Annotated in this window: 21 protein-coding genes; 12 read left to right on the forward strand and 9 right to left on the reverse strand. The window is 70.8% G+C overall.

Annotated features, from left to right (window positions below):
* Nucleotides 1–99 precede the first annotated feature (99 nt).
* The 6 genes from FHS39_RS16475 to FHS39_RS16500 all read right to left on the reverse strand — a co-directional run bounded on the left by FHS39_RS16475 (nt 100) and on the right by FHS39_RS16500 (nt 8,175).
* Nucleotides 100–306, reverse strand: a complete 207-nt coding sequence (locus FHS39_RS16475) for a hypothetical protein (RefSeq protein WP_045932465.1) — start codon at nt 304–306, stop codon at nt 100–102.
* Nucleotides 307–448: 142 nt separating this feature from the next.
* Complete coding sequence (locus tag FHS39_RS16480) at nt 449–1,465, reverse strand: alpha/beta fold hydrolase (RefSeq protein ID WP_184350080.1); 1,017 nt, start codon at nt 1,463–1,465, stop codon at nt 449–451.
* Nucleotides 1,462–1,920: a phage holin family protein gene (locus FHS39_RS16485; protein WP_045932466.1), complete on the reverse strand. Its 459-nt coding sequence runs from the start codon at nt 1,918–1,920 to the stop codon at nt 1,462–1,464. Before FHS39_RS16485 ends, FHS39_RS16480 begins: the two co-directional genes overlap by 4 nt.
* 113 nt (nt 1,921–2,033) lie before the next feature.
* The gene (nhaA, locus tag FHS39_RS16490; protein ID WP_184350081.1) at nt 2,034–3,431 is read right to left on the reverse strand and encodes a Na+/H+ antiporter NhaA; all 1,398 of its coding nucleotides are present in this window, start codon (nt 3,429–3,431) and stop codon (nt 2,034–2,036) included.
* Between the two features lie 202 nt (nt 3,432–3,633).
* A complete protein-coding gene (gene acs, locus FHS39_RS16495) occupies nt 3,634–5,610 on the reverse strand; it encodes an acetate--CoA ligase (RefSeq protein WP_184350082.1) in 1,977 nt (658 codons plus the stop codon).
* A gap of 171 nt (nt 5,611–5,781) precedes the next feature.
* Nucleotides 5,782–8,175 carry a SulP family inorganic anion transporter gene (locus tag FHS39_RS16500; RefSeq protein WP_184350083.1) on the reverse strand — a complete coding sequence of 798 codons (2,394 nt, stop codon included), beginning with the start codon at nt 8,173–8,175 and terminating at the stop codon, nt 5,782–5,784.
* A 322-nt stretch (nt 8,176–8,497) separates the two neighbouring features.
* On the opposite strand from FHS39_RS16500, the gene FHS39_RS16505 reads away from it, so the two are divergent.
* Entirely contained in the window at nt 8,498–9,832 is a 1,335-nt protein-coding gene (locus FHS39_RS16505; RefSeq protein WP_184350084.1) for a polysaccharide deacetylase family protein, read from the forward strand.
* Here the strand turns inward: FHS39_RS16505 and FHS39_RS16510 are convergent.
* Nucleotides 9,813–10,805 carry an ATP-binding protein gene (locus FHS39_RS16510; protein WP_184350085.1) on the reverse strand — a complete coding sequence of 331 codons (993 nt, stop codon included), beginning with the start codon at nt 10,803–10,805 and terminating at the stop codon, nt 9,813–9,815. The two genes, FHS39_RS16505 and FHS39_RS16510, sit on opposite strands and share 20 nt — an antisense overlap.
* 101 nt (nt 10,806–10,906) lie before the next feature.
* Here FHS39_RS16510 and FHS39_RS16515 point away from each other — a divergent pair, with 101 nt between their 5' ends.
* Nucleotides 10,907–11,728, forward strand: coding sequence for a Fic family protein (locus FHS39_RS16515; protein WP_184350086.1), 822 nt, complete (start codon nt 10,907–10,909; stop codon nt 11,726–11,728).
* 276 nt (nt 11,729–12,004) lie between these two features.
* On the opposite strand, the gene FHS39_RS16520 is transcribed toward FHS39_RS16515, so the two are convergent.
* Complete coding sequence (locus FHS39_RS16520) at nt 12,005–12,904, reverse strand: HAD family hydrolase (protein ID WP_184350087.1); 900 nt, start codon at nt 12,902–12,904, stop codon at nt 12,005–12,007.
* Nucleotides 12,905–13,355: 451 nt separating this feature from the next.
* Here FHS39_RS16520 and ssd point away from each other — a divergent pair, with 451 nt between their 5' ends.
* From ssd to FHS39_RS16555, 7 genes are all read left to right on the forward strand, one after another.
* The gene (gene ssd / locus FHS39_RS16525; protein ID WP_343069609.1) at nt 13,356–14,465 is read left to right on the forward strand and encodes a septum site-determining protein Ssd; all 1,110 of its coding nucleotides are present in this window, start codon (nt 13,356–13,358) and stop codon (nt 14,463–14,465) included.
* Nucleotides 14,462–15,622 (forward strand): TadA family conjugal transfer-associated ATPase, encoded by a 1,161-nt coding sequence (locus tag FHS39_RS16530; RefSeq protein WP_184350089.1) that lies wholly within the window; start codon nt 14,462–14,464, stop codon nt 15,620–15,622. Before ssd ends, FHS39_RS16530 begins: the two co-directional genes overlap by 4 nt.
* Nucleotides 15,619–16,530, forward strand: a complete 912-nt coding sequence (locus FHS39_RS16535; protein WP_184350090.1) for a type II secretion system F family protein — start codon at nt 15,619–15,621, stop codon at nt 16,528–16,530. The genes FHS39_RS16530 and FHS39_RS16535 overlap by 4 nt, the downstream gene beginning before the upstream one ends.
* Before the next feature lie 224 nt (nt 16,531–16,754).
* Nucleotides 16,755–17,339, forward strand: coding sequence for a type II secretion system F family protein (locus FHS39_RS16540; protein WP_343069610.1), 585 nt, complete (start codon nt 16,755–16,757; stop codon nt 17,337–17,339).
* Nucleotides 17,340–17,409: 70 nt separating this feature from the next.
* Entirely contained in the window at nt 17,410–17,622 is a 213-nt protein-coding gene (locus FHS39_RS16545; protein ID WP_184350092.1) for a DUF4244 domain-containing protein, read from the forward strand.
* Nucleotides 17,609–18,025 carry a TadE family type IV pilus minor pilin gene (locus FHS39_RS16550; protein ID WP_184350093.1) on the forward strand — a complete coding sequence of 139 codons (417 nt, stop codon included), beginning with the start codon at nt 17,609–17,611 and terminating at the stop codon, nt 18,023–18,025. The genes FHS39_RS16545 and FHS39_RS16550 overlap by 14 nt, the downstream gene beginning before the upstream one ends.
* Before the next feature lie 7 nt (nt 18,026–18,032).
* Nucleotides 18,033–18,359 carry an Rv3654c family TadE-like protein gene (locus FHS39_RS16555; protein ID WP_184350094.1) on the forward strand — a complete coding sequence of 109 codons (327 nt, stop codon included), beginning with the start codon at nt 18,033–18,035 and terminating at the stop codon, nt 18,357–18,359.
* Nucleotides 18,360–18,432: 73 nt separating this feature from the next.
* Here the strand turns inward: FHS39_RS16555 and FHS39_RS16560 are convergent, their stop codons facing one another.
* Nucleotides 18,433–20,898: a DEAD/DEAH box helicase gene (locus FHS39_RS16560; RefSeq protein WP_184350095.1), complete on the reverse strand. Its 2,466-nt coding sequence runs from the start codon at nt 20,896–20,898 to the stop codon at nt 18,433–18,435.
* Nucleotides 20,899–20,952: 54 nt separating this feature from the next.
* Between FHS39_RS16560 and bldG the strand changes: the two genes are divergently transcribed.
* The 3 genes from bldG to FHS39_RS16575 all read left to right on the forward strand — a co-directional run bounded on the left by bldG (nt 20,953) and on the right by FHS39_RS16575 (nt 24,807).
* Nucleotides 20,953–21,294 (forward strand): anti-sigma factor antagonist BldG, encoded by a 342-nt coding sequence (gene bldG, locus FHS39_RS16565; RefSeq protein WP_184350096.1) that lies wholly within the window; start codon nt 20,953–20,955, stop codon nt 21,292–21,294.
* A 202-nt stretch (nt 21,295–21,496) separates the two neighbouring features.
* Nucleotides 21,497–21,964 (forward strand): ATP-binding protein, encoded by a 468-nt coding sequence (locus FHS39_RS16570; protein WP_184350097.1) that lies wholly within the window; start codon nt 21,497–21,499, stop codon nt 21,962–21,964.
* Nucleotides 21,965–22,413: 449 nt separating this feature from the next.
* Complete coding sequence (locus tag FHS39_RS16575) at nt 22,414–24,807, forward strand: sodium-translocating pyrophosphatase (protein ID WP_184350098.1); 2,394 nt, start codon at nt 22,414–22,416, stop codon at nt 24,805–24,807.
* Nucleotides 24,808–24,841 lie beyond the last annotated feature (34 nt).

The following is a 24,841-nucleotide window of genomic DNA, read 5'->3' on the forward strand; positions in this document are numbered from 1 at the left end:
TGCCCAGCGCACGCTGGAGGCCCTGGCGGGCCGTACAGGCCGCCAGGGCTGTGGGTTGATCGGACTGATCAGGCTGTACGGGCGCCAGGCCCGGTGCGGTCAGCGGCCGCGGGGGTGGCGCAGCCGCGCCGACACCCAGCGGGCGCGGCGCCGGATGATGCGCGGAATGCCGATGCGGGGATCGTGCACGGCCTCCGGCCGCGGTACGCCTCGCTCGGATACGTGCACAGCCAGTGCGGCATCGCCCTCGGTGCCGTGCTCCTGTGTCACGTCGGTCACGTCACGGTAGTCGTGCGTCCAGCCCATACCAAAAGCTCTGCCCGGGGCCAAAGGTCGGTAATCGCCTGTGGGTCCGGCAATTGGCCTATGCGCGGGGCAATTGGCCGTTCGAGTGGACGAACATTCTTGCGAGGGCGCCGGCTGTGGCCCGGCACGCCCGCTCCGCCGGTTACCGGCGGTCCGGCTCGGTGTCCTTGAGCCAGCCGGTCAGCTCCGCGGAGAACGCGTCGGGGTCCTCCTCGTGCGGGAAGTGCCCCAGCCCCTCGAAGAGCCGCCAGCGGTACGGCGCCTCCACATATTCGCCCGATCCCGCCGCGCTGCGCGTGCGCATCACCGGATCGAGGGACCCGTGTACATGCAGCGTCGGCACCCGCACCGGCCGCTTCATCCGGCGGTTGAACTGGATGCCGTCGGGGCGCGCCATCGACCGGACCATCCACCGGTAGGGCTCGATCGAGCAGTGCGCGGTGGAGGGGATCGACATCGCCCGCCGGTAGACGTCGACCGTCTCGTCGTCGGGCAGCCGGGGGCCGGACCAGTCGCGGATCAGGCGCCCGACGAGCGCTGCGTCGTCCGCGACCAGCCGCCGCTCGGGCAGCCACGGCTGCTGGAAGCCCCAGATGTGCGAGCCGGCCGCGCTCTGCTTGACGTCGGCGAGCATGGCCGACCGCCAGCGGCGTGGGTGCGGCATGGAGGAGACGACGAGCCGGCGCACCAGCTTGGGCCGCATCACGGCCGCGGTCCAGGCCAGGTATCCGCCGAGGTCGTGCCCGACGAGCGCGGCGTCCGGCTCGCCCAGGGAACGGATCACTCCGGTGATGTCGAGCGCGAGGTTCGCCGGGTCGTAGCCCCGGGGCGTACGGTCGCTGCCGCCCACCCCGCGCAGGTCCATCGCCACGGCCCGGAAGCCGGCCTCGGCGAGCGCGGGCAGCTGGTGCCGCCACGTCCACCAGAACTGCGGAAAGCCGTGCAGGAGCAGTACCAGCGGCCCCTCGCCCATCTCGGCGATATGGAACCGCGCCCCGTTGGCGGCCACGTCCCGGTGTGTCCACGGGCCTTCCGGTCGTACGACCGCGGTGGCCGGAATGCCCGAGAACGGTGTGGCGGACGGGACGGCTGGATCGGACGGACCGGGCATGCCGGAGCCGGGGGACGCGGGCGCTGCGGGGGTATCGGGCACCGTCATACGGATGAGCGTGTCACAGTTGCGTCCGTCTGGCTCGGCTCCGCCAGAGACCGCGGGTGCGGCTTGACGGTGCCGAGGACAGCCGCCGTCTCCTTGGCGGACGCGATGCTCTTCTCGGGCTTCTTGATCTTCTTGAACTTGGCCACGGCCATCAGCCCCAGCACCGCCGCGACCAGCAGGAACGAGGCGCCGGTGATGAGGAAGGACCAGGCGAGACCCAGTCCGAGGTTGTGGATCCCGTACGCGGCCGCGAAGCTCAGCACCGGCAGCGAGAACAGGGCCAGCGTGCCCGCCGCGGCGATCGCGCCACCGCCGATGCCGAGCCGCCGGGCGTCCTGCCGCAGTTCGGCCTTGGCCAGCGCGATCTCGTCGTGCACCAGCGCGGACAGCTCGGTGGTGGCCGTCGCCACCAGCTGGCCGAGGCTGCGGTTCGCACCGTCGTCGGCTGCGCTCATCGGCTGCTCCCTCATCGTCATCGTCTTCGTCGTCCCCGGGTCGTGGCCTGGGCTTCGCCCGGTCCGCCCGCAGCGGTCCCGCCGTGGTCCCGCAGTAGGTAAAGACTCTCAGATCATGCCGGACCATCGTCGTCGGTGGTGCGTGCGGAGGCCACTTCCGCCAGCTTGCGGTGGGCGGCCGCCTTCGCCTCGTGAATGGCCGCCATGCGCAGGTGGTACTCGGGGTTGTCCTGCTCGTAGATGTCCGGGATGCCGTCCTCGTCCTCGTCCCGGTCCTCGTCCGCGCAGAGCTTCTTGTACTTGTTGTCGCGCAGCTTGAGCAGGGTGCTGGCCAGGACCGCCGCTATCAGCGATCCGACCAGGACGGCGGCCTTGACCTCGTCGGCGAGGAGCGGGTTGTCGTCGAAGGCGAGCTCGCCGATGAGCAGGGAGACCGTGAAGCCGATCCCGGCCAGGGTGGCCACGGCCAGCACGTCCGGCCATTTGAGGTCGGGGTTGAGCTCGGCCTTGGTGAACCGTGCCGCAGTCCATGTGCCGCCGAAGACGCCGATCGCCTTGCCGAGCACCAGACCGAGGACCACGCCGAGCGTTTCCGGCCTGTTGAACACGTCCGACAGCGCTCCGCCGGAGATCGTGACGCCCGCCGAGAGGAGTGCGAACAGCGGCACGGCCAGGCCCGCTGACAGGGGGCGCACCAGGTGCTCGATGTGCTCGCCGGGCGAGTGGTCCTCGTCGTCGTGGCGGGTGCAGCGCAGCATCAGGCCCATGGCGACGCCCGCGATGGTGGCGTGGACGCCGCTGTTGTACATCAGCGCCCAGTTGACGACGGCCAGCGGCACGTAGACGTACCAGCCGCGGACGCCCTTGCGCAGCAGCAGCCAGAAGACGGCCAGGCCGAGCACGGCGAAGCCCAGGGCGGCGAAGTTGAGCTTCGAGGTGAAGAAGATCGCGATGATCAGGATCGCGAAGAGGTCGTCGACGACGGCGAGGGTGAGCAGGAAGGCGCGCAGCGCCGACGGCAGGGCGGTGCCGATGACGGCGAGGACGGCCAGCGCGAAGGCGATGTCGGTGGCGGTGGGCACGGCCCAGCCGCCCAGTGAGCCGCCGCCGCTCGACGCGGTCGTGACGTAGACGAGCGCGGGTACGGCCATGCCGCAGACCGCGGCGACGACGGGGAGGATCGCGGCCTTGGGGTCGCGCAGCTCGCCTGCGACCAGCTCGCGCTTGAGCTCGATGCCGGCGACGAAGAAGAAGACGGCGAGCAGGCCGTCGGCCGCCCAGTGCTGGAGGGAGAGGTGGAGGCCGAGGGTGCCCGGGCCGAGGTGGAAGGAGCGGACGGACTCGTAGCCGTCGCGCAGTGGGGTGTTGGCCCAGATCAGGGCGGCGACGGCTGCCGCGAGCAGGAGGACGCCGCCCACGGTCTCGGTGCGCAGCGCGTCCGCGAGGTAGTTCCGCTCGGGCAGGGGCAGCCTGCCGAGGAAGACGGAACGGCGGTTCTTGGGCGCGGCCACGGTGGTGGACCTCCTGGGTCGGCGTCGACTGACTACACGTGCGGACACGTGTGGTGTGTGCCGACCAGACTTCCCGGCGCGCCTTTGATTCTTGTCGCGTTTTTTACGCGACCTGTACTCACCTTAGCCGGAAAGAGTGAGGGGCACCCGGTCGTGGACCGGGTGCCCCTCACATGCCAGGGCTCGGGTGGCCCCGGCGGGGTCAGTCTTCGCCAGGGGCGGAGGGGAGCTTGGCCTGGATGAGGTCCATGACCGAGGAGTCGGTCAGCGTGGTCACGTCGCCGAGGGTGCGGTTCTCGGCGACATCGCGCAGCAGGCGTCGCATGATCTTGCCGGAGCGGGTCTTGGGCAGCTCCGCCACCGGCAGGATGCGCTTGGGCTTGGCGATCGGGCCGAGCTGCTTGGCGACGTGCGCCCGCAGCTCCTCGACCAGGGCGGCCTCGTCCGTCTGCGCCGCGTCCGCCGAGCCGCGCAGGATCACGAAGGCGCAGATGGCCTGGGTGGTCTGCGGGTCGTTCGCGCCGACGACGGCCGCCTCGGCGATGCTCGGGTGCGAGACGAGCGCGGATTCGACCTCGGTGGTGGAGATGTTGTGCCCGGAGACGAGCATGACGTCGTCGACCCGGCCGAGCAGCCAGATGTCGCCGTCGTCGTCCTTCTTGGCGCCGTCGCCCGCGAAGTAGCGGCCCTCGAAACGGGACCAGTAGGTGTCGATGTAGCGCTGGTCGTCGCCCCAGATGGTGCGCAGCATCGACGGCCAGGGTTCGGTGAGGACCAGGTAGCCACCGGAGCCGTTGGGCACCTCGTGCGCATCATCGTCGACGACGGTGGCGGCGATGCCCGGCAGCGGCACCTGGGCGGAGCCGGGCTTGGTCTCGGTGACGCCCGGCAGCGGGCTGATCATGATGCCGCCGGTCTCGGTCTGCCACCAGGTGTCGACGACGGGGGTGGTGTCGGCGCCGATGTGCTTGCGGTACCAGACCCAGGCCTCGGGGTTGATGGGCTCGCCGACCGATCCCAGGATGCGCAGGCTCGACAGGTCGAACTTGGCGGGGATGTCGTCGCCCCACTTCATGGCGGCGCGGATCGCGGTGGGCGCGGTGTAGAGGGTGGTGACGCCGTACTTCTGGACGATCTCCCACCAGCGGCCCTGGTGCGGGGTGTCGGGCGTGCCCTCGTAGAGCACTTCGGTGGCGCCGTTGCTCAAGGGGCCGTAGACGATGTACGAGTGGCCGGTCACCCAGCCGACGTCTGCGGTGCACCAGAAGACGTCGGTCTCCGGCTTGAGGTCGAAGACGGCGTGGTGGGTGTAGGAGGTCTGGGTGAGGTAGCCGCCGGAGGTGTGCAGGATGCCCTTGGGCTTACCCGTGGTGCCGGAGGTGTAGAGGATGAACAGCGGGTGCTCGGCGTCGAAGGCCTGGGGCGTGTGCTGGTCGGACTGGCGGTCGACCAGGTCGTGCCACCACACGTCGCGGCCCTCGGTCCAGGCCACGCCCTCTTGCCCGGTGCGGCGGACGACGAGGACGCTGCGCACCTTCTCCGTGCCGGGGCGGGTGAGGGCCTCGTCGACGGCGGGCTTGAGCGCGGACGGCTTGCCGCGGCGGTAGCCGCCGTCGGCGGTGATGACGACGCGGGCGTCGGCGTCGTTGATGCGGGTGGCGAGGGCGTCCGCCGAGAAGCCGCCGAAGACGAGCGAGTGGGGTGCGCCGATACGGGCGCAGGCCAGCATCGAGACGACCGCTTCGGGGATCATCGGCAGGTAGATGGCGACCCGGTCGCCTGCCTGGATGCCCAGCTCGGTCAGGGCGTTGGCGGCCTTGGAGACCTCGCGCTGGAGCTCGGCGTAGGTGATCGTGCGGGTGTCGCCGGGCTCGCCTTCGAAGTGCAGGGCCACGCGGTCGCCCAGGCCGTTCTCGACGTGGCGGTCGACGCAGTTGTATGCCACGTTGAGCTTGCCGTCGGCGAACCATTTGGCGAAGGGCGGATTCGACCAGTCCAAGGTCTCGGTCGGCTCGGTCGCCCAGCTCAGGCGGCGGGCTTGCTCGGCCCAGAAGCCCAGCCGGTCAGCCTTCGCCTGCTCATACGCCTCGGCCGTGACATTGGCCTTGGCGGCCAGGCCGGCAGGCGGCGCGAAGCGGCGCTCCTCCTTGAGGAGGTTGGCCAGGCTTTCGTTGCTCACGACATCTCCCATTCCCAGGGGTCCCGTTGCGTCCCGTCCCTAGCTCATCAGCCCGGGGCACACCCTGACAAGGGCTGTGGACAAATAATGGTTTAGACCTGTCCGGTCGTGTGGCACATCTGATCAGTCGAGGTCAGACGGGGTGCGGGGGCAGGGGAGGGGCTCATGGGGTCAGACGGCGTCGAGCACCTCCGGACGGACCGCGGTGAAGGTGCGGGACCGCTGGTCCAGGACGTAGGCCTGGGCCTCGGCGACATGGAAGTACATCCCCTGCAGGTGCAGTGACCCTTCGGCCGCGCGCCGGGCGACGCACGGGTGCGCCATCAGGTGATCGAGCTGCTGCACCACATTGACGAGCGCCAGCCGCTCGACGTCGTCGGCCACGGGCCGCTCGGCGAGCGCCACCTCGCCCCGGCCGAGCCGCCCGATGTACTGCATACGGGCCAGGCTCGGGCGCCCGTGCCGAAGCCAGCGCGAGAGAGGGGTCTGGGCGCCGGAGGGGTCCGTACGGCCCGTGGGCCCGGCGGGACGGGGGGATTCTGCGCTGCTGAGCAGGGCCTGCATGGCTCCGCAGCCGGAGTGCCCGCATACGGTGATGCTGCCCACCTTGAGCACTTCGACGGCGTACTCCACGGCGGCGCCGACCGAGTCGCAGCTTCCGTCGGAGCCGGGCGGCGGCATCAGATTGCCCACATTGCGCACGGTGAACAGGTCACCCGGGCCACTGGAGGTGATCATGCTGGTCACCAGGCGGGAGTCGGCGCAGGTCAGGAAGAGCTGGCTGGGGCGCTGGCCTTCGCGGGCGAGCCGGGCGAGTTCGTCGCGGACGAGCGGTGCGGTGTTGCGCTGGAAGGCGCTGACACCGCCGAGGAGTTGGCGCTCCCCGCCTGCCTCGGCGGAGGAGTCGACGGTGACGGGCGGACGGGTGCAGTGGTGGTTGCGCCAGGGGGTCCAGGGGCGGCAGCTGTGGGCGGCGGCGGCGGGCTCGGCGAGCGGGCGGCCGTAGCGGCCTTGGAGCACGACGTGACCCCCGGCCGTGCGATGGGCGTTGGACCAGGTCTGCAAGGTGTCGTAGGCGGCGTGGTCCATGAAGGAGCCGCCCACCTCGATCACCACGCTCGCTCTGTCCGGCAGTTGGGCGAGGGCCCGGCTGAGTCTGGGCACGGCGAAGAACGTCAACTGGCCGTTGATCCGCACCCGATGGCCGCTCTCCTCGGGCGTGACCGTAATGCTGGTGTGGGTGATCCGCCGCAGTGACAGAAGCGCGGCGATGGCAACACTCACGGCGACCCCTTGTAGTACACCGAGCAGCACCACAGAGGCGAGCGTGGCCGCGTACATCGGGAACTCCCGGTGCCGCCGCACATGCTTGATATGGGCGAAGCCCGCCATCCTCACGCCCACGAACATGATCAGAGCGGCGAGGGCGGCCAGGGGGATCAGCTCGAGGACCGCCGTGAGCAGGCCCGCGCAGACCAGGACCCATGCACCGTGCAGCACCGCCGACTTGTTGCGCGAGGCGGCCGCCTCCGTGGCGGCGTCGGCCGGGCCCCGTGGGGCGCCTCTGGCTAGCGGCAGCCCGCCCAGCAGGCCGGAGAGCACAGGGACGGCTCTCCGCCCGTCCTCGTCTTCGGCCGGCTCGTTGCCCGGCCGCCCAGCCTCCGCTGCCGCTCCTGCCCGGTGCGCTTCTCCTTCCCGGGCATCCGGCCGTTCGGCCTTCAGTCGCTCCATGGCCACGGCGGAGAGCAGCGATTCCATGCTTGCGACGAGGGTGACCGTCAGAACGGCCGCGAAAATCCCGAGCACCGGCCCGTCCGGCAGCGCAGGCAAGGCCTCCATCTCCCACTGGGGAAGGGAAACACGCGGCACTTCCAGGGTGAGACCCGCGCCGATGGCGACACCCAGCGCGGCCAGCGGCGCCGGGAGCCTGCGGGCCCACCGTCCGGCCCGGCCCGGCAGGCGCGGCCAAGCGGCCAGCACTGCCATGGTGATCGCGCCGATGAGCAGCGCCGGCGGATACGGATGAGCGAGCTCTGAGGGAAGCGCCGCCAGATTCTCCAGCGTGGAGCGGTCCGGGCTTTCGCCGAGGACGACGTGCAACTGGCCGAGCGCGATGGTGATGCCGATTCCCGCGAGCAGTCCGTGCACCAGGGCGGGACTGATGGCCAGAGCGGCACGGGCCACACGTGCTGCGCCGAGAGCGAGTTGAGCCAGCCCGGCGAGCGCGGTGATCGCACAAGTGGCTCGCCAGCCATACCGCTGCACCAGCTCCGCGGACACCATCACCAGGCCGATGGCAGCCCCGCTGACCTGGAGCGGCGCACCCCCCAGCACCCCCGCCACGATGCCTCCGACCGCGGCCGCGACCAGCCCCGACTGGAGCGGTGCGCCGGTGGCGAGAGCGATGCCCAGGGAGAGGGGGACGGCGATCAGAAAGATGACGAGGGAGGCGGACAGATCGCGGCGCCATGTGGAGCGGGAGGCATGGCCCGGCTTCTGGGAATCGCCGTTGTGCCCTCGCGGTGCCTGGGGCGGAAGGGTCGTCTGAGGCGGCTGAGAGTGCATGGACGTTCCCGTCTTCGTCGGGGCGGCGCGGTCGCGTGAGGCGCGGCCGTGGTCACGGCGGGCAGCGGGGAAGGCCGCTGCGATGGCGGGGGCTTTCTCAACTCTGAGTAAATGAATCGTAATGGAGAGTAAAGGCGAGAGGAAGGGTCGGTCGGGCGATGTGCCCCACCTTCCCTCCATCGGGTGAATGTGTACTTTTATCGGCTCGTCGTACTTATTTTTCGATTTCGTTCGTGCGACGTTGGCGTCGCCGAACGCTTGATCGCCGGATCCGTCGACGGCCCGGCCGGTCGGCTGATCGAGTCGAAGAACGAGGTGGCTGATGGCTGCTGCATGGAAGGCCACGCTGGGCGGCCTTACGGTCTTGGCGTTGGTCGCGGGTGCGGTCGGCTGTTCCGGAGGAGACGGCACCGATTCCGGACAACCGGGCGCGGGTGATCCCAATATGGTCGATCGCCCGGCCCGTCTCATCGGTGACGGATCCACGGCCGAGACCGGTCCTCAGCCCAAACAGCCCCGGCCGCGGCGCATGGCGCCCGGCGAAAAACCACCGCAGTTCGTCGTCTTTTCGTGGGACGGGGCAGGTGAGGACGGCCAGAAGCTGTTCTCGCACTTCCGCGCGGTCGGCAAGAAATACCACGCGACCATGACGTACTTCCTCAGCGGCGTCTACATGCTCCCCATGGGGAAAAGGAAGCTCTACGAACCACCCAGGCATTCGCCCGGCGCATCCGACATCGGCTTCAACAACGTCAAGGGCGTCAGGGACACCCTGGTGCAACTGCGCGGCGCCTGGCTGGACGGCAACGAGATCGGCACCCACTTCAACGGCCACTTCTGCGGCCCCGACCGCGGGGTCGGCACCTGGTCGGAGGCGGAGTGGACGAGCGAGATCCGGCAGGCCGAGGCCTTCGTCAGGCGCTGGAAGACCAACACGGGCCTGAAGAGCGAGCCGCCGCTGCCCTTCGACTACGGCAAGGAACTGGTGGGCGGGCGAGCCCCGTGCCTGGAGGGGCAGCACAACCTCATCCCAGCAGCCAAGGCCATGGGCTTCCGCTACGACGCGAGTTCCGTGGGCGGGAGGCAGATGTGGCCCCGCAAGATCCGCGGCATCTGGGACTTCCCCCTCCAAGACATCCCCGTGCCCGGACGGGATTTCGAGACGCTGTCCATGGACTACAACTTCCTGGCCAACCAGTCCGGGACGACCAGGGGCGATCCCGACCAGCGCGACGCATGGGGCGAGCAGATGCGTGACGGCCTGCTGGCCGGGTTCAAGCGCGCCTACCACGGCAACCGCGCCCCGCTGTTCGTCGGCGATCACTTCGAGTCCTGGAACGGCGGCACCTATATGCGCGCCGTCGAGAGCGTCATCAAAAAGGTGTGCGGCAAAGAAGGCGTGCGCTGTGTGTCCTTCAAGCAGCTTGCGGACTGGCTGGACGCACAGGACCCCAAAGTCCTGGCCAAACTGCGCAAGCTCGACGTCGGTGAGGCCCCGAAGCAGGGCTGGGCCCGCTTCACCGGACCCCACCCTGTGGAGCGGGCCACCGCCAGGCGGGCGGCCGGCAAGGACGACGCCCACAAGAAGGACACGGCGAAGGGCGGAGCCAAGCGCAAGGCGCTGAAGCGAGTGCGGATCAGGCCGGTTGCGGGGTAGCCAGCAGGCGCTCGTCCAAGACGAAGGAGGGGTCGACCTGGGCCGCCAGGTCGGCGTCGGCCTTCGCGTTGCCCCAGCTCTCCGCGTTCTTGAGGTGGAAGTGCACCATCTGCCGGGTGTAGCGACGCCAGTCGCGCCGGTCGTAGGAGCTGTCGGCGCTCCTGTGCAGGGTGCGCAGCGCTTCCCGGTTGGTCTCCTCCAGGAGCTCGAAGCGGGGCGGGCGGCCCTTCTCCATGGCACGCACCCAGTCGGAGTGGCCCACCGTGGTGAGCAGGTCCTCGCCGATCTCGGCGCGCAGGAAGTCGAGGTCGTCGGCGCCTTGCACTTTGTTGCCCACCACCTTCAGGGCGATGCCGAAGTCCCGCGCGTACTCCTTGTACTGGCGGTAGACGGAGACGCCCTTCCGGGTGGGCTCGGCAACGAGGAAGGTCATGTCGAAGCGGGTGAACATCCCGGAAGCGAAGGAGTCGCTGCCCGCGGTCATGTCGACGACCACGTACTCGCCGGGGCCGTCGACGAGGTGGTTCAGGCACAGCTCCACCGCACCGACCTTGGAGTGGTAGCAGGCGACGCCGAGGTCGGACTCGGTGAACGGCCCGGTGGCCATCAGCCGCACCTCGGTGTCGTCGTCCAGCCGGACGGTACGGGCGCACGCTTCGTAGACCGGATTGTCCTCGCGGACCCGCAGCAGCCGTGAGCCTTCGCCCGGTGGCGTCGTCTTGATCATCGTCTCGGCGGAGGAGATGCGCGGGTTGGTGCCGCGCAGATAGTCCTTGATCAAGGGCAGCTGGGCGCCCATGGCGGGCAGTGCGGCGGTCTCCGCCTCGTCGAGCCCGAGCGCTGCGCCCAGGTGCTGGTTGATGTCCGCGTCCACGGCGATGAGCGGGGCGCGGCAGGCGGCGAGGTGGCGGATGAAAAGAGAGGACAGCGTGGTCTTGCCGCTGCCGCCCTTCCCTACGAAAGCGATCTTCATGTTCACCAAGAGTAGGTGTGAGGGTGCGCAAAGTGAGAGTCGTGAGTGAAGAGGACCACTCTTTCGAGGGGTGTAAGCCCGAAGTGCGTACTGTCTTACCCATGAGTACGACAGCCGATCCGCTCGCCGCCCTGGGTTCCCTGCCGGGCGTAGCCGACTCCGTGGACTCCGTACGCAAGGCGGTGGACCGGGTGTACGGCCACCGGGTGATGCGCCGCCGCAGCAACGAGATCACCTCCGAGGCGGCGCTGCGCGGCGCGCGCGGCTCGGCTGCGCTGTCCGGTGCCGATTGGGAGTTGGAAGAGGTGCGCCGCCGCACCGACTTCGGCAGCGAGGGGGAGCCGCGCACGGTGGGGGCGGCGCTGCGGCTGACCGCCGAGGCGGGGCAACTGCTGAGCGTATGGCGCCAGTCGCCGCTTCGGGTGCTGGCCCGGCTGCATCTGGTGGCCGCCGGCGGCGACCGGCCGGACGAGACGGTGGGGCGGCCGCGGCTGCCCGGCGAGCCGGTGGCGGAGCCGTTGGTCGGGCTGGCGCTGCCGGATGCGAATGAGGTCTCGGGGCGGCTGGAGGGTCTGGCGGGGCTGCTGATCGCTGGAAGCGAGGCGCCGGCGCTGGTGACGGCGGCTGTGGTGCACGGGGAACTGCTCGCGCTGCGGCCCTTCGGCTCGTACAACGGTCTCGTGGCGCGGGCGGCGGAGCGGATCGTGCTGATCGGCAGCGGCCTGGACCCCAAGTCGGTCTGCCCTGCCGAGGTGGGCCACGCGGAGTTGGGCGCGGACGCCTATCTGACGGCGCTGGACGGCTATGTGTCCGGGACTCCCGAGGGTGTGGCGCGCTGGATCGCGCACTGCGCTCGCGCCGTTGAGCTCGGGGTGCGCGAGAGCACGGCGGTCTGCGAGGCGCTGCAGCGCGGCGCGGCCTGACCGCTCGCCCCTGTCGGGCCGAGGGTGCCGCCGTACAGGGTTGCGGCGGTACCGGTCTTGCCTTGGTACCGCCGCTGGCACGTTCGCCGGGTTACCAGTGCGTGCACGATGTTGCCCATCAGGTCGGGGACATTGCCCGCCACCTGGTGCGGCTGGCCCGTAATCGACGGGTCGGCGTCGCGTGGGTGCCCGACGTTCATGCGCGGTCCGTGGGGCCTTGGTGCGTGAGGGGCGTCCTCCCGGATGTCCCTGGTCTCGCGGGCCGTCAACTCATTTCTACTCCTGTCCGCCGACAACCGGAAGTCCAAGCTTCACTTCTTTGTCTTTAACGCTGAAAGCGGACAATACGGTCGAGGGGTTGCGGCGTCGGCTGGCGATCCAGACCAGCCCCGCGGTGGCGGCTGCCGCTCCGACCGCCGCGGCCGCGACCAGTGCCGGGCGTGAGGGCATGGGCAGTGACCGCACGCGCTGCTTGAGGCGTACCGGGCGGCTGAACGAGAGGACCGGCCAATCGCGGGCGGCGGCCTCCCTGCGCAGTGCACGGTCGGGATTGACGGCGCGCGGATGGCCGACCGACTCCAGCATCGGGATGTCCGTGATGGAGTCGCTGTAGGCGTAGCAGCGCGTCAGGTCGTAGCCCTCCGAGGCCGCGAGCTCCCGGATGGCTTCGGCCTTGGTCGGCCCGTAGGCGTAGTACTCGACCTCGCCGGTGAACGCGCCCTTCTCCACGACCATGCGCGTGGCGACGACCCTGTCCGCGCCAAGGAGCGCGCCGATCGGCTCGACGACCTCCGCGCCCGAGGTGCTGACGATCACCACGTCCCGCCCTGCCGCGTGGTGTTCCTCGATCAGTGAGGCTGCTTCGTCGTAAATGATCGGGTCGATGAGCTCATGGAGGGTCTCGGCGACGATCTCCCGGACTTGCTGGACATTCCAGCCGCGGCACAGATCCGAGAGATATCGGCGCATCCGCTCCATCTGGTCGTGATCGGCGCCGCCGGCCAGGAAGACGAACTGCGCGTACGCGGTACGCAGCACCGCACGCCTGTTGATCAAGCCGCCTTGGTAGAAGGACTTGCCGAAGGTGAGCGTGCTCGACTTCGCAATGACCGTCTTGTCCAGATCAAAGAACGCGGCTGTCCGAGGCAAGGAGTGGTTTTCCACTCCGCCGAGCATAGGGGCCCTCCATTCGGCGTAAGCTGAGGCGTGTGGGTTTGCCTGAGAAGGCTCTCGGGTACACCATGGAAGTCACGGATCGTTCGCGACCGTGTCTAACCCGGTCCGACTCCTCCCCCCCCGAGTCGGCCGTGGGGACGACCCCCGCTCTCCCCCCCGGCGGGGGTCGTCGCATGTCCGGATGCGTTTTGGGCATCGACATCGGGGCTTCTCCTCCCTCGTGCGCCCGGGCGGGCGCAATCGCACACCCCTTCTTACCTGTTACGCACGGTAATCGGTGTGCTGCTCTCCGGAAGTCACCGGTATAGGTGATGGGGATATTCACATCCGTTGAGTTGTCCACAGTTTTCCACCAAGATCCACACGATTTCCCAGTTCGTTGCACGGTGATTCCCCGCGAGTTCCGCGATGTTCGCGGATGCGAGAGCGCGTAGTGAGAGGGGAGGGCACCGTGACCGGATCCAAGGCATCCGATTGGCACGCTTCCGGGGAGGGAAGACAGCGCGGTCCGCTGATCGTCACGGAGGATGAAGGGCTGCTCGACGATCTTCTGCGGCTGTGCGCGGCCGCTGGGGCCATGCCCGAGGTCGCCCATGGGCTGCCCGCACGCAAGGAGAGCTGGGACGCCGCACCGTTGGTGCTGGTGGGCGACGACTGCGCGAGCCGGATGAGCCGCACGGCCCGGAGAGAAGGCGTGGTGGTCGTCGGCAAAGACCCCGACGACCCCGGCATCTGGCGCCGGGCCCTGGGGCTTGGCGCCCGCAATGTGGCGCTGCTGCCCGACGGCGAGGGCTGGCTTGTCGACCGGATCGCCGATGCGGTGGAAGGGGCGGGCGAGCCCGCTCTCACGGTGGGCGTGATCGGCGGCAGCGGCGGCGCCGGTGCGAGCACGCTCGCCTGTGCACTGGCTCTCGGCGCGGCCCGCGCGGGACGGCGCACGATGCTGATCGACGGCGATCCGCTGGGCGGCGGGATCGATGTGATGCTGGGCGGCGAAAGCGCCGAGGGGCTCCGGTGGCCCGCCTTCGCGGACTCCCGCGGACGGCTGGCCGGCCGGGCGCTGGAAGAGGCGCTCCCCGAACTCCACGCGCTGCGCGTTCTCAGCTGGGACCGGGGCGACTGCACGGCCGTGCCGCCGGATGCGATGCGTGCCGTGCTGGGCGCGGCGCGCAGGCGCGGCGGAGTGGTCGTCGTGGACCTGCCCCGCAGGGTCGACGAGCCGGCCGTCGAAGTGCTCGAACAGCTTGACCTGGGGCTGCTGGTGGTGCCCTCGGAGCTGCGGGCGGTTGCGGCGGCACACCGGATCGCCTCCGTGGTGCGGATGTTGCTCGGCGATCTGCGGGTGGTGGCGCGCGGCCCGTTCGCCACCGGGCTCGACGGGCAGGAGATCGCCCGGCTCCTCGGGCTGCCTCTGGCGGGTGAACTGCCGCCGGAGCCGGGCCTGTCGGAGGCGCTTGCCGCCGGGCGGCCCCCGGGCGGCGGCGAGCGCGGACCGCTCGCCCGCTTCAGTGCCGGGTTCTGGGCCGACGCCCTGGCCGAGGGTGGAGGTGTGTCGGCATGAGCACCGCACTGTTGGATGCGGTGAGGCTGCGGCTGGCGGAGAGCGGAGCCGAGCCGACCCCCGCACGCGTCGCGGAAGCCCTCCGCCGGGAAGGACGGCTGCTGGGAGACGCCGAAGTGCTCGGTGTGGCAGCCCGGTTGCGGTCCGAGCTGATCGGCGCGGGCCCTCTTGAACCGTTGCTCGCCCAGCCCGATGTCACCGACGTTCTGGTGACCGCGCCCGACCGGGTGTGGGTGGACCGGGGAGCGGGCCTGGAGCGGACCGACGTGGTCTTCCCCGATGCGGCCGCGGTCCGCGGGCTCGCACAGCGCCTGGCCGCCATCGCCGGGCGCAGACTGGACGACGCCCGGCCCTGGGTGGACGCACGGCTGCCGGACGGCACTCGCCTGCACGCCGTGCTGCCGCCCGTGGCCGTCGGCTCGACCTGCCTCTCCCTCCGGGTGGTGCGGCCTCGCGCCTTCGCCCTGGAGGAATTGGCGGCCGCCGGGACGATTCCGCCCGGCGGCGAGCAGCTCCTGCGAGCTGTGCTGGACGCCCGGCTGTCCTTCCTGGTCAGTGGCGGTACGGGCAGCGGCAAGACCACGCTCTTGTCGACCTTGCTGGGGCTGGTTGCGCCGGACGAGCGGATCGTCCTCGCCGAGGACTCGGCCGAACTGCGCCCGGACCACCCGCACGTGGTCCGACTGGAGACGCGGCCGGCGAATCAGGAGGGGACAGGCCTTGTCACCTTGAGGGATCTGGTGCGGCAAGCGCTGCGCATGCGCCCGGACAGGCTGGTCGTCGGGGAGGTGCGGGGCCCGGAGGTCACCGACCTTCTGGCCGCCCTCAATACCGGGCACGAAGGTGGTTGCGGCACGGTTCATGCCAATGCCGCGTCCGATGTGCCTGCCCGGCTGGAGGCGCTGGGCTCGACGGCCGGGCTCGACCGGGCCGCGCTGCACAGTCAGTTGGCTGCCGCGCTGTCGTTGGTGATCCACCTCGTGCGGGATCACAGTGGCAGGCGGCGGGTCGCCGAAGTTCACGTACTGGACCGCGACCGAGCCGGGTTTGTGACGACCGTTCCGGCAGCAGTATGGGGCGCGGAAGGGTTCGAGCAGGAGGCGGGCTGGGGCCGGCTGGCGGCGCTGTGCGAGCGCAGTGGCGGGGGTGTTCCATGAGCCCCTCGGTGCCCGTTGCGCAGGCTGTGCTCTGGGGCACGGCAATGCTCTGTGCCGCGGCGGCGGTTGCCGGACTGCAGATGCGTCCCGGACGAGAGGTGCGAAGGGCCAGGCTGCTGCTCGCCGGGGGAGGGGTGATCGGCTCCGGAGGCCCCGGGATTCCGCCGGGCATGGGGGAGTTGATCGAGCGGCTGCGGCGGCTGGGCCGGGAGAGACGGGAGTGGATCTGCCTTCCGCTGGGCCTGGCGGTGGCGCTCCTGGGCCGGTCGGTGCTGCCGCTGATCGCGGGCGCGGTGGCCGTGCCGCTCGTACGACGGTGGCTGGCCGCGCGGCGACGGAAGCGCGAGCGGGAGCAGCGGGAGGCGGCCGTTATCGAGCTGTGCGGCACCGTCGCCGGAGATCTGCGGGCAGGTCGGCAGCCCGGCGAGGCCGTGGCGGGCATCAAGGATGCGGGGATGGGGCCCGGGTGGCCGGAGGTCTCGGCCGCCGCCAGATTCGGCGGTGACGTGCCCGACGCCTTGCGAAAGGCAGGCCGGCAGCCGGGCGCCGAGGGGCTCAACGGGGTGGCGGCGTGCTGGCGGGTCGCGGTCGACGGCGGCGCCGGACTGGCTGCGGGGCTCGAGCGGGTGGCCGCCGCCCTCGGCGCCGAGCGGGACCAGCGGGACGAGCTGGACGCCCAGTTGACCACCACCAGATCCACCGCCGTGATGCTCGCGGTCCTGCCCGTCCTCGCATTGCTGATGGGCGCCGCGCTGGGAGCCGCCCCCTTGCAGGTCTTGCTGCACACCCCTGCCGGGCTGGGCTGCCTGGTGCTCGGCGGGCTGCTCGAATCCGCGGGTCTCGCATGGACGCGGCGGATCGTGCGGGCTGCCGTCGGCGACGGCCCGGGAGAAGGGAAGGGCGAGTGAGTGCGAATGTTATCCACAGCCTGTGGGCGGCGTTCCTGGCTGTGACGGCGGCCGGATGCACAGCGGTGACGGGAAGGGCGGTCCGCAGAAAGAAAACGACGCGGCGGCGGGCGGCGTTGCTGTTCAGGCCGAAACGGCCTGTCCGGGCGATGAGGCCGGCAGAGTCGGCCGGGTCGGGGGGAAGGCTGCGGCGCGCCCTGTCCAGTAGGGGCAGGACGCCGGTCGTGCTTGTAGTGATCGCTGGGGCGGGGATCGTCGGACTCGTCGCAGGCGTGACCGGGTGCGTGTTGTGCCTGGTCGCCGTCTGCGGCGTGTGGCGGTGGAAGCGGAAGGCCGAGCGCACCGCGGGCGAGGTGTCGCCGGAGGCGGTGGGGCGCCAACTCCCCCTCGCGGCCGACTTGCTGGCTGCCTGTCTGGCCGCTGGGGCCGGGCCGCGTGAGGCGGCAGAGGCGGTTGGCAGCGCGCTCGGCGGACCCGTGGGCGAACGACTGGCCCAGGCGGCGGCTGAAGTACGGCTAGGTGCGGAGCCCGCCATGGCCTGGGGGCGCTTGGGCGGTCTGCGCGGTGCCGACGGGTTGGCGAGGTGCCTGGAACGGGCCCAGGCCACCGGTGTTCCGGCCGTGGAACCGATGTCACGCCTGGCGGTGCGGCTGCGCAGAGCCCAGGGCTGGGAGGCGGGCATACGTGCCCGGCGCGCGGGCGTGCTGGCGACGGCGCCACTGGGTCTGTGCTTCCTGCCCGCCTTTCTGACGGTCGGTCTGATGCCGGTGCTCATCGGGCTGGCGAGCCACCTGCTGAAGTCGCGCTGACGGCAGGCGAAGGCGAATGAATGTCCGGAAACGTGAACGTCTGGAATAGAAGCGGAACGGGGGAGCGGTCATGGCAACAGGAGTCGTGTCGTGGTGGTCGAAACGCTGGGCGGTGGCCCGGCGGAAGGCGGCCGGCGATGCCGGAATGACCACGGCCGAGTATGCGGTGGGGACCCTTGCCGCAGTAGGGCTCGCGGCGGTGCTCTACAAGGTCGTCACGAGCGGGCCGGTCAGTGCCGCGTTGCAGTCGCTGATCGTGAAAGCGCTCCATGCGACGTTCTGACGCGGGCTTCGTGACGGGGCAGCCGCGGCGGCCGCACGCGCAGTCTGTGGCGTCGGTGCCGCGGTGTACGGACGCGGGCTATGTGACGGCCGAGGCGGCTGTGGTGCTGCCGACGCTGGCGCTGTTCGCCGCGGCCCTGATCTGGTGCCTGATGGCCGCGTCCGCGCAGATCCAGTGTGTGGACGCGGCTCGGGCCGGGGCACGTGCGGCGGCACGCCAGGATCCGCCGTCGGCTGCGGTCGCCGCGGCGAGACAGGCTGCCCCGCAAGGGGCCCGCATCGGGGTCTCCCGGGAGGGGGATCTGGTGCGGGTGCGGGTCGAGGCAGCGGCAGCCGGGCCAGGGCCGCTTGCGGTACGGCTGACGGGAGAGGCGGTGGCCCTTGCGGAGGAAACGGTGGGGTGATCGCGGGATGGCGTCCGTGTGGGCTGCGGTGGCCGCCATGGCCTTCTGCGCGGTGTTCGCGGCGGTGCTGGCCATGGGGCAGGCCGTGGTGGCCCGCCACCGCGCGGGCGGGGCGGCCGACCTGGCGGCACTGGCAGCGGCCGATCATGCCCTCTCCGGCGAGCTGCAGGCCTGCGACCTCGCCCGCAAGGTCGCGGCCGCCCAGGGGGCCCGGGTGGTGCGCTGCGGGGTGACGGGAGAGATTGCGGAGGTGGCGGCGGAGGCGCGGGAGGGCCCGTATGCGGTACGGGTGCGGTCGCGGGCGGGACCGGCGCAGGCGGCCGTGGGCCCGTAGGCGCCCGGCCTCTCGTGCCGCCGCCCCAAGGCCGATGTCGGCGCGCCCGCCCGTCCATGGCGTCCTCAGGGCGCTATCCGGCCGTCTCCTCGTCCGGCTCGGCGGCGGGGGCGCCCGCGAGGAGGCGGGTCAGGAGGCGCATGGCGGCTCGCTTGTCGAGGGGGTCGTTGCCGTTGCCGCACTTGGGGGACTGGATGCACGAGGGGCAGCCGCTCTCGCACTCGCAGGCGGCGATCGCCTCGCGGGTCGCCGTCAGCCAGCGGCCGGCGGTGTGGAAGGCGCGTTCGGCGAAGCCCGCCCCTCCGGGGTGGCCGTCGTAGACGAAGACCGTGGGCAGCAGCGTGTCGGGGTGCAGCGGTACCGAGACGCCGCCGATGTCCCAGCGGTCACAGGTGGCGAAGAGGGGAAGCATGCCGATGGAGGCGTGTTCCGCGGCGTGCAGGGCCCCGCCGAGGGCCTCGGGGGCGATACGGGCGTCGTCGAGCTGGTCCTCGGTGACGGTCCACCACACGGCGCGGGTGCGCAGTGTGCGGGGCGGCAGGTCCAGTTTGGACTCGCCGAGCACCTCGCCGGTGATGAGTTTGCGGCGCAGGAAGGAGACGACCTGGTTGGTGACTTCGACGGACCCGAAGCACAGCCGTGCGGCCCCCCACGGGATCTCGGTGGTGACTTCCAGGATGGAGATGGCGGTGGTGTCGCGGGCCGTTGTCGAGTACGGCGGGTCGGCGGGCTCGACCAGGGCCACGGACTCCTCCAGGTCGAGGTGGTTCACGAGGTAGGTGCGGCCCTGGTGCAGGTGGACCGCGCCCTCGTGGACGGTGGTGTGGGCGGCGGAGGCGTCCACGGTGCCCAGCAGCCGTCCGGTGGCGGCCTCCACGACCTGCACGGGGCGGCCGCCCTCGCCGCGGATGTCGGTGAGGTCGGCGGCGCGCTCACGGCGGGTCCAGTGCCAGGCGGCGGCCCGGCGGCGGAGCAGCTTGCGCGCCTCGAGCTGGGTGATCACGCCGTGGGCCTCGGGGCCGAAGAGCGAGAGGTCGGCTTCGGTGAGCGGCAGCTCCTCGGCTGCGGCGCACAGATGGGGGGCGAGGACGTAGGGGTTGTCCGGGTCGAGGACGGTGGATTCCACGGGCCGCTGGAAGAGGGCCTCGGGGTGGTGGACCAGGTAGGTGTCCAGCGGGTCGTCCCGGGCGATGAGGACGGCGAGTGCGCCCCGGCCCGTACGGCCCGCGCGGCCGGCCTGCTGCCACAGGGAGGCGCGGGTGCCGGGGTAGCCCGAGAGGAGGACGGCGTCGAGGCCGGCGACGTCGACGCCCAGCTCCAGGGCGGAGGTGGCGGACAGGCCCAGCAGCTCGCCGGTGTGCAGGGCGCGCTCCAGGGCGCGGCGCTCTTCGGGGAGGTAGCCGCCGCGGTAGGCGGCGACACGGGAGGGCAGGGAACGGTCGATGGCGGCCAGGCGTTCCTGGGCGATCAGAGCCACCAGTTCGGCGCCGCGCCGGGAGCGGACGAAGGCGACGGTGCGTACGCCCTGGACGGCGAGGTCGGTGAGGAGCTCGGCGGTCTCGGCGGTGGCGGTACGGCGGACGGGGGCGCCGCGCTCGCCGTGGAGTTCGGTGAGCGGGGGCTCCCACAGGGCGAAGACGAGCTCGCCGCGCGGTGAGGCGTCCTCGGTGATCCCGGTGACGGGCACGCCGGTGAGCCGGGCCGCGGCCGTGGCGGGTTCGGAGGCGGTGGCGGAGGCGAGGAGGAAGACGGGGTCGGAGCCGTAGCGGGCGCAGATGCGCCGCAGCCGCCGCAGCACCTGGGCGACGTGGGAGCCGAAGACGCCGCGGTAGGTGTGGCACTCGTCGACGACGACATAGCGCAGGGCGCGCAGAAAGGAGGCCCATCGGGGGTGGGCGGGCAGGATCGAGCGGTGGAGCATGTCGGGGTTGGTGAGGACGTAGTTCGCGTACTGGCGCACCCACTCCCGTTCCTCGACGGGGGTGTCCCCGTCGTAGACGGCGGGCCGGACGCCCTTGCCGAGGGGGCCGGCCAGCCGGCGTACGGCGCGGCGCTGGTCGGCGGCGAGCGCCTTGGTGGGGGCGAGGTACAGCGCGGTGGTGCCCCGGCCGTTGGGGGCCTCGGAGCCGTCCAGGAGGGTGCTCAGCACCGGGGCGAGGTAGGCCAGTGATTTGCCGGAGGCCGTGCCGGTGGCCACCACGGCCGACTCGCCGCGCAGCGCGTGCTCGGCGGTGAGCGCCTGGTGGGCCCAGGGACGCTCGATTCCGGCGGCCCGGATGGCGTCGATCACTTCCGGCCGGATCTTCTCGGGCCAGGGGGCATGACGTCCGGGACGAGGGGGCAAGTGCTCCGTATGAGTGATGCGTGCAGCCCGGCCTGCCCCGGTGGTGATCTGGTCGAGGACCGTACGGGGAGAGGGGTGTACGCCCGCCTCCGGCGGGAGTTGATCGTTGGCCATCGACATCGAGTGTGTCACTGGGCTGACGGACAATGGCGCCAAGGCGTCGTGCACGCCTGCCGGTAAGTGATTGAATGCCATCGCGGCTGCCGATCCATGGGGGGCGACCGCTCGATGCAAGGTGCTGGAGGATCCGTGGACCTGTCCCTGTCGACCGAGACCGTTGGCGACCGCACGGTCGTGAAGGTCGGTGGCGAGATTGATGTGTACACCGCGCCCAAGCTGCGCGAGCAGCTGGTCGAGCTCGTCAACGACGGTAACTATCACCTCGTCGTCGACATGGAGGGCGTCGACTTCCTCGACTCCACCGGGCTCGGCGTCCTGGTCGGCGGGCTGAAGCGCGTGCGTGCCCACGAGGGCTCGCTGCGACTGGTCTGCAACCAGGAGCGCATTCTCAAGATTTTCCGTATCACCGGCCTGACCAAGGTGTTCCCGATTCACACCTCGGTCGAGGACGCGGTGCAGGCGACCGACTGACGGTCGTACGCCCGGTCGCCGGACCGGCGGGCCGCCCGGCCTTTGGCAGCCCCGGGCCGTCACCGGGCCGCGGCCGGCTGTCCGGGTGCCTGACGACATAGCCGCGCCGGGGGGCACGGGCTTTTCAAGGGTCCGGCCCCTCTGCGAGTTCGCCCTGTCTCAGCAGAGGGAGGCAAGGGCACGTAACGCCGAGGGGGATGGCATGGCCACCGTTGAACTTCTCTTCAGTGCCCTTCCCGAGCATGTCCGTACGGCCAGGCTCGTGGCGGCCGCGGTGGCGCGTCGGGCCGGGGTCGACGAGGCCGTGCTGGACGAGGTCCGGCTCGCAGTGGGCGAGGCGTGCTCCCGTGCGGTGGGGCTGCACGTCAGCCAGGGGATTGCCAAGCCGGTCCGGGTGGTGCTCACGGAGGACGAGAAGAAGTTCTCCATCGAGGTCGGTGACGACGCGCCTCACCAGGCGGTCGTGGGCTCCGCCGCGGCCGCCTCCGGCGCGCCCGCCGCGACTCCGTCCGGCTCCGCAGCGGCCCACGAGGAGGCCGCGGACGGCGAGGACGACATGGGCCTCGCCGTGATCAGCGGCCTGGTCGACGACGTCGAGGTGACGGCCGACGAGACCGGGGGCCTGATCCGCATGAGCTGGCCGACGACACCTGCCGCAGAGACTGCGTAGGCCCTGCAGACACGCCCAGAGGGCCGTAAACGCGGCAGAGGGCCGCAGAGTGGCATAGGGCTCGCAGACACCGGCACAGGGCCATAGAGGCGTCACGGGACGCCCGCACCCGCCGTCGCCCCCCCCGCGTCGGACTCGGGCGACACGGGTGACACCGGCGTAGACAAGCCGCGCTTGTGCCGGAGAGTGGGCTACGGGATTTGCCGTAGGTCCCTTGGGCTATCTGTGAGCGCGCCGGGCGTGCGCCCGGCCGCGTTTCCGTCATTCCGGCTTTGCCTGTCTACTTGGGCAGGCTCATTCCGGTTCCCGCGCCCTGTTGTGCCGTCGTCATGCTCCCTACAATCCGTCCATCTTGAGCTCAGGACGCCTGAGCGTGGCGGCTGTTCCGGCGGTTGTCCCTGTGCCGCGGGTCGGCTGCGCGCCCATGTGCCAAACGTCAAGGAGGACGAATGGCGGGGCCCCTCAACCCTGAACAGGTGGACTTCACTCGAAATCTCGCAGTCGAACTGACCAGTGGTAATCGCACCCTCGTCATGGTGATCGCAGCCGTGGCGCTCGCCGCACTCGGGGTCGCCGTGGTGCTGGTGCGTCAGGTTCTCGCCGCAAGCGAGGGAACCGACAGCATGAAAAAGATCGCTGCCGCGGTGCAGGAAGGGGCGAACGCCTATCTCGCCCGGCAGTTGCGCACCCTCGGCATCTTCGCGGTGATCGTGTTCTTTCTGCTCATGCTGCTGCCCGCCGACAACTGGTCGCAGCGTGCTGGGCGTTCGGCCTTCTTCTTGATCGGCGCGTTGTTCTCCGCAGCCACCGGTTATATCGGCATGTGGCTCGCGGTGCGCAGCAATGTGCGGGTCGCCGCAGCGGCGCGAGAGGCCACGCCTGCGGAGGGTGAGCCCGAAAAGGACCTCACGACGGTCGCGCACAAGGCGATGAAGATCGCGTTCCGTACGGGTGGGGTCGTCGGGATGTTCACCGTCGGCCTGGGGCTGCTGGGCGCCTCCTGTGTGGTGCTGGTGTACGCGGCCGACGCGCCCAAGGTGCTCGAGGGCTTCGGCTTCGGCGCGGCGCTCCTGGCGATGTTCATGAGGGTCGGCGGCGGCATTTTCACCAAGGCCGCGGATGTCGGCGCCGACCTCGTCGGAAAGGTCGAGCAGGGCATTCCCGAGGACGACCCGCGCAATGCCGCCACCATCGCGGACAACGTGGGCGACAACGTCGGCGACTGCGCGGGCATGGCGGCCGACCTCTTCGAGTCGTATGCCGTGACGCTCGTCGCCGCGTTGATTCTCGGCAAGGCCGCCTTCGGCGATTCGGGTCTGGCGTTTCCGCTGCTCGTCCCCGCCATCGGTGTGGTCACCGCGATGATCGGCATTTTCGCGGTGGCGCCGCGCAGAGCCGACCGCAGTGGAATGACGGCGATCAACCGGGGATTCTTCATCTCGGCCGTCATTTCGCTCGCCCTGGTGGCGGTGGCCGTGTTCGCGTATCTGCCGTCGAGCTACGCCGATTTGAAGGGGCTCGGTGACGACGTCATCGCCTCACACAATGGAAATCCGCGGGTGCTCGCCCTTGTCGCGGTCGCCATCGGAATCGTCCTCGCGGCGCTCATCCAGCAGCTCACCGGCTATTTCACGGAAACCGGCAGGCGTCCCGTGCGGGACATCGGGAAGGCGTCGCTCACCGGCCCCGCCACGGTCGTGCTCTCCGGCATCTCGATCGGCCTGGAATCGGCGGTCTATTCGGCGGTGCTGATCGCGCTGGGCGTGTACGGGGCGTTCCTGCTGGGCGGTACATCGATCATGCTGGCGCTGTTCGCCGTCGCCCTCGCCGGCACCGGTCTGCTGACGACCGTGGGCGTGATCGTCGCCATGGACACCTTCGGGCCGGTCTCCGACAACGCGCAGGGCATCGCCGAGATGTCCGGTGACGTCGAGGGCGCCGGGGCGCAGGTGCTCACGGATCTCGACGCGGTGGGCAACACCACCAAGGCGATCACCAAGGGCATCGCCATCGCCACGGCGGTGCTGGCGGCGTCCGCGCTGTTCGGCTCGTACCGGGACGCGATCGCCACGGCGGTCGAGGACGTGCACGCCAAGTCCGGGGAGCTGGGCCTGAGCCTGGACATCTCGCAGCCCAACAACCTTGTGGGGCTCGTCCTGGGGGCCGCCGTCGTCTTCCTCTTCTCCGGCCTCGCGATCAGCGCGGTGTCGCGCTCGGCGGGCGCGGTGGTCTACGAGGTGCGGCGGCAGTTCCGCGAGCACCCCGGAATCATGGATTACAGCGAGAAGCCCGAGTACGGGCGCGTGGTGGACATCTGCACCAAGGACGCGCTGCGCGAACTCGCCACGCCCGGCCTGCTCGCCGTCATGGCGCCCATCGCCGTCGGCTTCTCGCTCGGGGTGGGCGCCCTCGGCTCGTACCTGGCCGGGGCCATCGGCACGGGCACGCTGATGGCGGTCTTCCTGGCCAACTCCGGCGGCGCCTGGGACAACGCCAAGAAGCTGGTGGAGGACGGACACCACGGCGGCAAGGGGAGCGAGGCGCACGCGGCGACGGTCATCGGGGACACCATCGGCGACCCGTTCAAGGACACCGCCGGTCCCGCCATCAACCCGCTGTTGAAGGTGATGAACCTGGTGGCCCTGTTGATTGCGCCCGCGGTGGTGAAGTTCTCCTACGGCGTCGACGCCAGCAGGGGGCTGCGCATAGGGGTCGCGGTGCCGGCGATCCTCGTCATCATCGGGGCGGTGTACGTCTCCAAGCGGCGTGGCATCGCCGTGGACGGTGACGACGGCAACGCCGAGCGTGCAGCGCAACCGGTGGACCCCGCGGTGGTGTCCTGACGCGGCGGCGCCACACGCGCCACAACTGAGCACA

Origin of the sequence: Streptomyces olivoverticillatus, assembly GCF_014203555.1 — a bacterium.
Lineage (GTDB): Bacteria > Actinomycetota > Actinomycetes > Streptomycetales > Streptomycetaceae > Streptomyces > Streptomyces olivoverticillatus.

Bases quoted from the DNA above. Each gene is read 5' to 3' on its own strand.
- FHS39_RS16500 (WP_184350083.1), bottom strand. From the start codon at position 8,175: ATGCACTCTCAGCCGCCTCAGACGACCCTTCCGCCCCAGGCACCGCGA.
- FHS39_RS16485 (WP_045932466.1), bottom strand. From the start codon at position 1,920: ATGAGCGCAGCCGACGACGGTGCGAACCGCAGCCTCGGCCAGCTGGTG.
- FHS39_RS16560 (WP_184350095.1), bottom strand. From the start codon at position 20,898: ATGGCATTCAATCACTTACCGGCAGGCGTGCACGACGCCTTGGCGCCA.
- FHS39_RS16515 (WP_184350086.1), top strand. From the start codon at position 10,907: ATGAGTACGACAGCCGATCCGCTCGCCGCCCTGGGTTCCCTGCCGGGC.
- FHS39_RS16550 (WP_184350093.1), top strand. From the start codon at position 17,609: ATGCGACGTTCTGACGCGGGCTTCGTGACGGGGCAGCCGCGGCGGCCG.
- FHS39_RS16480 (WP_184350080.1), bottom strand. From the start codon at position 1,465: ATGACGGTGCCCGATACCCCCGCAGCGCCCGCGTCCCCCGGCTCCGGC.
- FHS39_RS16505 (WP_184350084.1), top strand. From the start codon at position 8,498: ATGGCTGCTGCATGGAAGGCCACGCTGGGCGGCCTTACGGTCTTGGCG.
- FHS39_RS16575 (WP_184350098.1), top strand. From the start codon at position 22,414: ATGGCGGGGCCCCTCAACCCTGAACAGGTGGACTTCACTCGAAATCTC.
- FHS39_RS16475 (WP_045932465.1), bottom strand. From the start codon at position 306: ATGGGCTGGACGCACGACTACCGTGACGTGACCGACGTGACACAGGAG.
- FHS39_RS16510 (WP_184350085.1), bottom strand. From the start codon at position 10,805: ATGAAGATCGCTTTCGTAGGGAAGGGCGGCAGCGGCAAGACCACGCTG.
- FHS39_RS16535 (WP_184350090.1), top strand. From the start codon at position 15,619: ATGAGCCCCTCGGTGCCCGTTGCGCAGGCTGTGCTCTGGGGCACGGCA.
- FHS39_RS16530 (WP_184350089.1), top strand. From the start codon at position 14,462: ATGAGCACCGCACTGTTGGATGCGGTGAGGCTGCGGCTGGCGGAGAGC.
- FHS39_RS16520 (WP_184350087.1), bottom strand. From the start codon at position 12,904: ATGCTCGGCGGAGTGGAAAACCACTCCTTGCCTCGGACAGCCGCGTTC.
- FHS39_RS16570 (WP_184350097.1), top strand. From the start codon at position 21,497: ATGGCCACCGTTGAACTTCTCTTCAGTGCCCTTCCCGAGCATGTCCGT.
- FHS39_RS16545 (WP_184350092.1), top strand. From the start codon at position 17,410: ATGGCAACAGGAGTCGTGTCGTGGTGGTCGAAACGCTGGGCGGTGGCC.
- FHS39_RS16555 (WP_184350094.1), top strand. From the start codon at position 18,033: ATGGCGTCCGTGTGGGCTGCGGTGGCCGCCATGGCCTTCTGCGCGGTG.